The sequence below is a fragment of the Caballeronia calidae genome (assembly GCF_900044055.2).
Taxonomy (GTDB): domain Bacteria; phylum Pseudomonadota; class Gammaproteobacteria; order Burkholderiales; family Burkholderiaceae; genus Caballeronia; species Caballeronia calidae.
Genome location: NZ_FCOX02000362.1, coordinates 1 through 559, shown reverse-complemented (window position 1 = coordinate 559; position 559 = coordinate 1). Strand labels below are relative to the sequence as shown.

Annotated in this window: 1 pseudogene; it reads right to left on the bottom strand. The window is 59.0% G+C overall.

Annotated elements, in window-relative coordinates:
* Nucleotides 1-76: 76 nt before the first annotated feature.
* Nucleotides 77-496 (bottom strand): annotated as a pseudogene (locus tag AWB78_RS43045) (transposase); the annotation flags it as partial.
* Nucleotides 497-559: the final 63 nt, after the last annotated feature.

The window sequence follows — 559 nt, the reverse complement described above, 5'->3', positions numbered from 1 at the left end:
ATCGCCCCCGTTTTACTTCGTCTGCCGAACATCATTTAGCTTGCTCATTGGCCCATCGACTTACGTGCTCACGCTCAGCAATCGTCCCGAGCTTGACCAGTCCGCATTCCTTCGCCAGCTTCACCACTTGCACAAACAGGTCCGACAGTTCCTTCAAGTGAAAGGCGCGAAAGTCGCAAAGCGTGCGATGCGCCGGATAGTTGCCCGCGGCGAGGACCCGGAACGCGACATCTTCATGCAGCTTCCTGGCCAGCTTGCGCGACGAGAACACCCCGGTCGCATAGCCGTAGACGAGCACCTTCACCATCATCGCCGGATGAAAGGGTTGATTGCGCGGGCCGCCGCCCGCATACCGCGCATGGAAGCCTGACAGGTCGAGCGAATCCACCGTGTCGCTGATGTAATAGGCCAGGTGCCCTTCAGGCAGCCAGTCTTGCAGCGCGTGGGGCAGCAACATCTGCTGCTGCGGCTCGTAGGGAAGATAGCTTATTGGCATCTCCTAACAACGCTTACCCGGCTCGGCCGGATGACATCAGATTTCTGCCGCGCATACTCCTAG